This is a genomic window from Gryllotalpicola kribbensis (assembly GCF_039538245.1).
Lineage (GTDB): Bacteria > Actinomycetota > Actinomycetes > Actinomycetales > Microbacteriaceae > Gryllotalpicola > Gryllotalpicola kribbensis.
On the sequence record NZ_BAABBX010000018.1, the window covers coordinates 107391 to 113986 of the forward strand.

Here is a 6596-nt window from a genome sequence, read left to right on the forward strand (position 1 = left end):
CGTCTCGGAAGGCGAGCGGGCAACCAGTCAAGTGTATTACATGCGAGGAGCCCACTCGTTCACCACGGACGTGGCGACGGCGAGCGCCTCTTCGCTGGTCGGGCCGGGGGCGGCGACGAAGACCGCCTTGCGGTAGTAGTCGAGCTCGCGGATCGACTCGAGGATGTCGGAGAGCGCGCGATGGCCGCCGGCCTTCTCAGGCGCCTGGAAGTAGACCCGCGGGAACCAGCGACGGGAGAGCTCCTTGATGGAGCTGACGTCGATCGAGCGGTAGTGCAGATGCGCGTCGAGGCGCGGCATGTACTTCGTGATGAACATGCGGTCGGTGCCGATCGTGTTTCCGGCGAGCGGCGCCTTGCCCTCGTCGGGCACATGCTTGAGGACGTACTCCATGACCTCGTACTCGGCCTCGGCGAGACTCTTGCCGGTCGGGATCTCGGTGATGAGGCCGCTGGTCGTGTGCATGTTCGTCACGAACTCGCCCATGCCGGCGAGCGCTTCGTCGCTCGCCTTGATCACGATGTCGATGCCCTCGGCGACGGGCTTGAGCTCGGAGTCGGTGATGACCACCGCGATCTCGACCAGCTCGTCCTTATCGGGGTCGAGACCCGTCATCTCGCAGTCGATCCAGACGAGACGATCCGAGGCAGCAGACATGCTCCGATCCTATTGGCGCACACCCTGCTTAGGCTGGAAGGGTGCAGCTCACCCTCTTCACCTCGGCATTCTGCGGCCCGTGCATGGCGACGCGCGCGGTGCTCGCCGAGGCGGGGCGGCTGATTCCGGGGGCCGCCGTCGTCGAGAAGGACGTCGTGGCATTCGAGCGCGACGCCGAGGCATCGGGCGTCCGGTCGACGCCCACCGTGATCGTGACGGATGCTGGGGGAGCAGAGGTCTTTCGCGCAGAGGGCGTGCCGACCCTGAACCAGGTGCTGGTCGCCGCGGCGAAGGCGCTCTAGCCCTTTCGGTAAACTTGTCCGGCCTCCGTAGCTCAGTGGATAGAGCAGAACACTTCTAATGTTTTGGTCGCGAGTTCGATCCTCGCCGGGGGCACGAGCTCGACCAGTCGGTCTACTTCATGGCCGGTCAGAGCGCCGATTCGCCGCGCTCGACATGGTTGTTGCGCGACCCACTGACCGGCGGCACGGCGGGTGCCACTGTGTCGCTCGTGAGCACGCTCGACGACGTGATGGAGTCGGTCATCCAGGAGGTCGACGGAGCTCTGGGGTGCGCAGTCGCAGATCTGCGATCGGGTGAACTCCTCGGGGTTGCGCATCACGTCGCGTACTTCACGCAGGAGTACCTCGAGGCCGTCGCGGCTGCCGCGGTCGAGATGTTCCGCGGCGACACGGTCCGTCACGTCGAAGACCTCATCTCGGCGAAACGCGGCGTGCCGAGCGAGCGCCTGCTCGAAGAGATGCAGATGACGACTCGCCACACGATCCACTTCATGATGGTGCTGCCGAATCACCCCGAGGCGGTCGTCGTCCTCATCACCAACCGAGAGACATCCCTCGGAATGGGGTGGTCCGCAACGCGGCGGTCCGTGCTCGACATCGAACCGATTCTCGACGAGCTGACGGTCTGAGGCTGCGCCATGCAGATGCCCCCGCCCATGAGCACCGGCCGTATCGAGGCCGAAGCAGTCGCTCGCAGCGTGCCGGGGGAGCGTTACGACCGTGTCGTGCGTCTCGCCCAGGCGATCTTCGGCGCGCCGATCGCGGCCCTGAACCTCATCAGCCAGGACTCGCAGTACACCGTGGCCTCGGTGGGGTTTCCGAAGGGGCAGACGCCCGTCGAGGACTCCGTCTGCGGCGTCACGGTCCAGCAGGACGAGATCCTCGAGGTCCGCGACCTGCGGGAAGATGAGCGGTTCGCGTCGATCCCGGCCGTGACAGGCTCCCCGCGCGTGCGCTTCTACGCAGGCATCCCGGTGCGCGGCCAGAGCGGCCAGAACATCGGCGCGCTGTGCATTCTCGATCTCGTTCCGCGCACGCTGGGCCGCCAGCAGCGCGAGATGCTCGCAGACCTCGGCGCTCTGCTCGAGCGCGAGCTCGCCGTGCAGGAGGAGATGGACCTGGCAGGCCAGGTGCAGCAGCTGATGCTGCCGACCTCGGCCCCCGATATCGGCGGCGTCGAGATCGCGGGGCGGGTGCAGCCTGCGCGCGAGGCGGGCGGCGACTACTTCGACTGGTTCGTCGTCAACGATCCGGGCGGCGCCGGCAAGCGCCTGCAGGTCGTCCTCGGCGATGTCATGGGCAAGGGCCTCGCGGCCTCGCTCATCGCCTCTGAGGTGCGCGCCGTGCTGCGCGGCCACTCGCGCTACACGGACGTCGGCGACGCCATCGCCCGCACGTCGACGACCACCCGGCACGATCTCGAGGCCAACAACCGGTTCTCGACGCTCTGGGTCGGCCGGCTCGACCCCGCCACCGGGGCGCTCGACTACGTCGACGCAGGCCACGGGCTCGCGATCATCGCATCGCAGCGCGGCTACCGGCGCCTGTCGCAGGACTATCTGCCGCTGGGGATGCCCATCGAAGACGAGTGGGTCAGGGAATCCGACGTTCTCGGCGAGGACGAGCTTCTGGTCGTGGTCTCTGACGGCGTCTTCGACGTGCTCGACGACTCGTTCGACGAGGCTGAGGCGCGCCTCAATGCGATCCTCGACCCCGAGCTGAGCTGTCGTCAGATCGTCGACCGAATCGTCGACTTCGCCGTCTCGCACGACGCCACCGACGATGTCACCGCCGTAGCAGTCCGGCGGATTCCCGGTGGCGGCGTCGAGGCGACGTCGCAGGGCGCACCGGCCCCGATCGAGGAATGAGAGAAGGAGCAGCAGCGCAGATGAACTTCGAGGAAGTGGACCAGGGAACACACGTGGTGCTCGCGCCGGAGGGCAAGTTCAACCTCGTCGCTGCGCCGCCGCTCAAGTCGCGAATCGACGATCTCGTCGCCGAGGGGAGAGCCCGCCTCATCGTCGATCTGCACGCGGTCGACTTCATCGACTCGTCTGGCTTGGGTGCCCTGATCGGCGGGCTCAAGACCGCGCGGCAGCAAGGTGGCGACCTGCGGATCGCGGCCGCGGGCGCGCAGGTGAAGGCGGTGCTCAAGCTGACCAATCTCGACCGGATTCTGGCGCCGTACGAAACCGTCGAGGAGGCAGCTCGTGACTGGTGAGGACGTCAGCGGTCGCAAGGAGTACGTGCTGGAGGGCTTCGCGGTGCCCGAGCAGCTCGACGCGGTGCACACGCTGCTTGCGGAAGCCGCAGCGGACCACCCGGAACTCGACCCGATAGACGTGATGCTGTTCGAGACCGCTGTGATCGAGATCGCGAACAACGTCGTGGAGTACGGGCGGCCGGAGGGGGAGGTGCGCTGGAAGTTCACGATCCGCGTGCGTCCTGAAGAGATCGAGGCCGAGCTCGACGACACGGGCCAGACATTCACCCCATCGCACGGGCAGGGGATGCCCGGCGAGGACGCTGAGGGCGGTCGGGGGCTGCCGTTGGCCGAGGCGGTGCTCGACAAGATCGAGTTCAACCGGCTGGCGGACACCAACCATTGGCTGATGGTGCGGCGACTGGGCCAGGCGTCACAGATCTGACTGGGGATCTGCGGTGACTTCTTGGATGCAAGCTGCTCTAGGGCCGGGCGGCAGGGGATCATAGATACATGTCGGATATCACGCCCATGTCGTATGACGTCAACGCCGTGCAGCTCAACACGCTCGCGACGGACGGCAGTGCGGTACTGACGCCTGGCAGCACAGGAGCCGCCAGCGAGTCGGACTCGCAGTCGACGACGGAGTCGACATCGCAATCGGTCTCTCAGTCGATCTCGCAGACGACCAGCCAGTCGGCGGCACCCTCTGAGTCGGCCGCGCCGGCGGCGGCATCCACCTCTACGTCGGCCTCTGCTTCAACAGGCGACTCGGGGCAGTCGGCATCGACCTCGACGAGTCAGTCGATTTCGAGCAGCGAGTCGATCTCGGCATCCACGAGCGCGTCAGCGTCGACCAGCGCCTCGGCCTCGACCAGCGCGTCGGCATCCCTCAGCCAGTCAACCAGCCAGTCGGTCAGCCAGTCGACGAGCCAGGCTGCCCAAAGCAGATCGTCGCTGCTCACGCGCAGCGTGGCGGCCACGGCCGAGATTCCGCACTATTCGGACCAGGGGCTGACGAACGCATCGATCTCGTACGGTGGCGGTGCCGATTCGAGCCTGTCTAGCACGGGAGCCGGGCACTCGTCCTACGGCGGCACGGGACGCGGCAGCTACAACGGCCACACGGTCTCGTATCAGACTGCCATCACCACCTCGACCGGGCAGATCACGTCCGAGAACTTCCTCGCGGTTCTGTCGGCGACGAACGTCACGATCAATGGTGTCCAGGCGCACTTCGTCGCGCACCCGATGTACATCGGCAACACGCTGTACGCGGGCTATCTGACGACCGACAACGGGCTGCTGATCGCGGTGCAGGCGTTGCCGGCCAACGGCATCTCGGTCTACAACATCAACTCGCTCTTCTATTACTTCAACGGCGCGGGCGCGCCGGCGCCGAGCGACATGATCTCCGACAGCGAGTCGGCCAGTTCATCGGCGAGCGAGTCCGCCGCACCGTCGGACACGAGCAGTGAGAGCAGCTCGCAGTCGGTGTCGACGAGTGAATCGGCTTCGACGAGCGGCTCGCAGTCGACGAGCACGTCAGAGTCAGCGTCTGCGAGTACGTCGGCGTCGGAGTCGGCGAGTGAGTCGGGGTCGGCCAGTGTTTCCGAGTCGGAGTCCGCTTCGACGAGTACGTCTGAGTCGGAGTCGAGCAGTACCTCTGAGTCGGAGTCCGTGTCGACCAGCGAGTCTGAGTCGGCTTCGACCAGTGAGTCCGGGTCGGCCAGTGTTTCTGAGTCGGAGTCGACCAGTACTTCTGAGTCGGAGTCCGCGTCGAGTAGCGAATCTGAGTCGACGAGTACGTCTGAGTCGGAATCCGAGTCGGCTTCGATGAGCGAGTCCACGTCGACGAGCGAGTCCGAATCGGCCAGTACCTCTGAGTCGGAGTCCGGTTCCACGAGTCAGTCAGTGTCGACGAGCGAGTCGGAGTCGGCGAGTACTTCTGAGTCGGAGTCCACGTCGGCCAGCGAGTCCGGGTCGGTCAGTGTTTCGGAGTCGGAGTCCGAGTCGGCTTCGACGAGTGAGTCTGAGTCGACGAGTACGTCTGAGTCGGGATCCGAGTCGACGTCGGTCAGCGAGTCTGGGTCCACAAGTGTCTCCGAGTCGGAGTCCTCGTCGGCCAGCGACTCCGAGTCGATGAGTACTTCTGAGTCTGAGTCGGCCTCGACGAGTGAGTCTGAATCCGGGTCGACCAGCACGTCGGAGTCGGAGTCCACGTCGATGAGCGAGTCCGAGTCGACCAGTACGTCGGAGTCGGCTTCGACGAGTGACTCGAGCAGCGCTTCTGAGTCTGAGTCTGAGTCGACAAGTACGTCGGAGTCGGAGTCGGAATCCGAGTCGGCTTCGACGAGTGAGTCTGAGTCGACGAGTACTTCTGAGTCTGAGTCCACATCGATTAGCGAGTCCGAGTCGACGAGCACATCTGAGTCCGACTCGACCAGCACTTCCGAGTCGGAGTCCGAGTCGAGCAGCGAATCTGAGTCGACGAGTACGTCGGAGTCGGAGTCCGGTTCCACGAGTGAGTCGATCTCGACGAGTGAGTCGGAGTCTGAGTCGAGCAGCGCGTCTGAGTCGGAGTCGACGAGTACTTCTGAGTCTGAGTCCACGTCGACCAGTGAGTCCGGGTCAGCCAGTGTTTCTGAGTCTGAGTCTGAGTCTGGTTCCACGAGTGAGTCGGTATCCACGAGCGAGTCCGAGTCGAGCAGCACCTCGGAGTCGGAATCCGCGTCGATCAGCGACTCCGAGTCGACGAGTACTTCTGAGTCGGAATCGGAGTCGACGTCGGTCAGCGAGTCTGGGTCGGCCAGTGTTTCTGAGTCTGAGTCTGAGTCTGGTTCCACAAGTGAGTCGGTCTCGACGAGTGAGTCTGAGTCGGCGAGCACATCTGAATCCGGGTCGACCAGCACGTCCGAGTCGGAGTCGACCTCGACGAGCGAGTCCACGTCTATGAGCGAGTCCGAGTCGACCAGTACGTCTGAGTCGGAATCCGAGTCGGCTTCGACGAGTGAGTCTGAGTCGACGAGTACGTCTGAGTCGGAGTCCACATCGATTAGCGAGTCCGAGTCGACGAGCACATCTGAGTCCGACTCGACCAGCACTTCTGAGTCGGAGTCCGAGTCAAGTAGTGAGTCTGAGTCGGCGAGTGTTTCGGAGTCTGAGTCTGGTTCCACGAGTGAGTCCGTCTCGACGAGTGAGTCGGAGTCGACGAGTACTTCTGAGTCTGAGTCCACGTCGGTCAGTGAGTCCGGGTCGGCCAGTGTCTCGGAGTGGGAGTCGGAGTCTGGTTCCACGAGTGAGTCCGTCTCGACGAGTGAGTCGGAGTCGACCAGTACGTCTGAGTCGGAATCCGAGTCGGCTTCGACGAGTGAGTCTGAGTCGACGAGTACGTCTGAGTCGGAGTCCGAGTCGAGTAGCGAATCTGAGTCGAC

General features: G+C 64.6%; 8 protein-coding genes, 1 tRNA gene and 1 pseudogene. 6 read left to right on the forward strand and 4 right to left on the reverse strand.

Annotated elements, in window-relative coordinates; all coding sequences use genetic code 11:
- Positions 1-36: 36 nt before the first annotated feature.
- On the reverse strand, positions 37-657 hold the full coding sequence (orn, locus tag ABD716_RS16275; RefSeq protein ID WP_344778822.1) for an oligoribonuclease: 621 nt from the start codon (positions 655-657) through the stop codon (positions 37-39).
- 41 nt (positions 658-698) lie between these two features.
- Here orn and ABD716_RS16280 point away from each other — a divergent pair, with 41 nt between their 5' ends.
- The 6 genes from ABD716_RS16280 to ABD716_RS16305 all read left to right on the forward strand — a co-directional run bounded on the left by ABD716_RS16280 (position 699) and on the right by ABD716_RS16305 (position 3607).
- Positions 699-959: a glutaredoxin family protein gene (locus ABD716_RS16280; RefSeq protein ID WP_344778824.1), complete on the forward strand. Its 261-nt coding sequence runs from the start codon at positions 699-701 to the stop codon at positions 957-959.
- Between the two features lie 21 nt (positions 960-980).
- Positions 981-1053 (forward strand) — tRNA-Arg (locus tag ABD716_RS16285).
- A gap of 115 nt (positions 1054-1168) precedes the next feature.
- Positions 1169-1588 (forward strand): hypothetical protein, encoded by a 420-nt coding sequence (locus ABD716_RS16290; protein WP_344778826.1) that lies wholly within the window; start codon positions 1169-1171, stop codon positions 1586-1588.
- A gap of 9 nt (positions 1589-1597) precedes the next feature.
- Positions 1598-2827 (forward strand): PP2C family protein-serine/threonine phosphatase, encoded by a 1230-nt coding sequence (locus ABD716_RS16295; protein ID WP_344778828.1) that lies wholly within the window; start codon positions 1598-1600, stop codon positions 2825-2827.
- 20 nt (positions 2828-2847) lie between these two features.
- Positions 2848-3180 (forward strand): STAS domain-containing protein, encoded by a 333-nt coding sequence (locus tag ABD716_RS16300; RefSeq protein ID WP_344778830.1) that lies wholly within the window; start codon positions 2848-2850, stop codon positions 3178-3180.
- On the forward strand, positions 3170-3607 hold the full coding sequence (locus ABD716_RS16305) for an ATP-binding protein (protein WP_344778832.1): 438 nt from the start codon (positions 3170-3172) through the stop codon (positions 3605-3607). The genes ABD716_RS16300 and ABD716_RS16305 overlap by 11 nt, the downstream gene beginning before the upstream one ends.
- Positions 3608-3962: 355 nt before the next feature.
- Here ABD716_RS16305 and ABD716_RS16310 read toward each other — a convergent pair whose 3' ends face one another.
- From ABD716_RS16310 to ABD716_RS16320, 3 genes and pseudogenes are all read right to left on the reverse strand, one after another.
- On the reverse strand, positions 3963-4145 hold the full coding sequence (locus ABD716_RS16310; protein ID WP_344778834.1) for a hypothetical protein: 183 nt from the start codon (positions 4143-4145) through the stop codon (positions 3963-3965).
- Positions 4146-4532: 387 nt separating this feature from the next.
- On the reverse strand, positions 4533-5066 hold the full coding sequence (locus tag ABD716_RS16315; RefSeq protein ID WP_344778836.1) for a hypothetical protein: 534 nt from the start codon (positions 5064-5066) through the stop codon (positions 4533-4535).
- Positions 5067-5069: 3 nt separating this feature from the next.
- Positions 5070-6596 (reverse strand): annotated as a pseudogene (locus ABD716_RS16320) (serine-rich repeat glycoprotein adhesin); the annotation flags it as partial.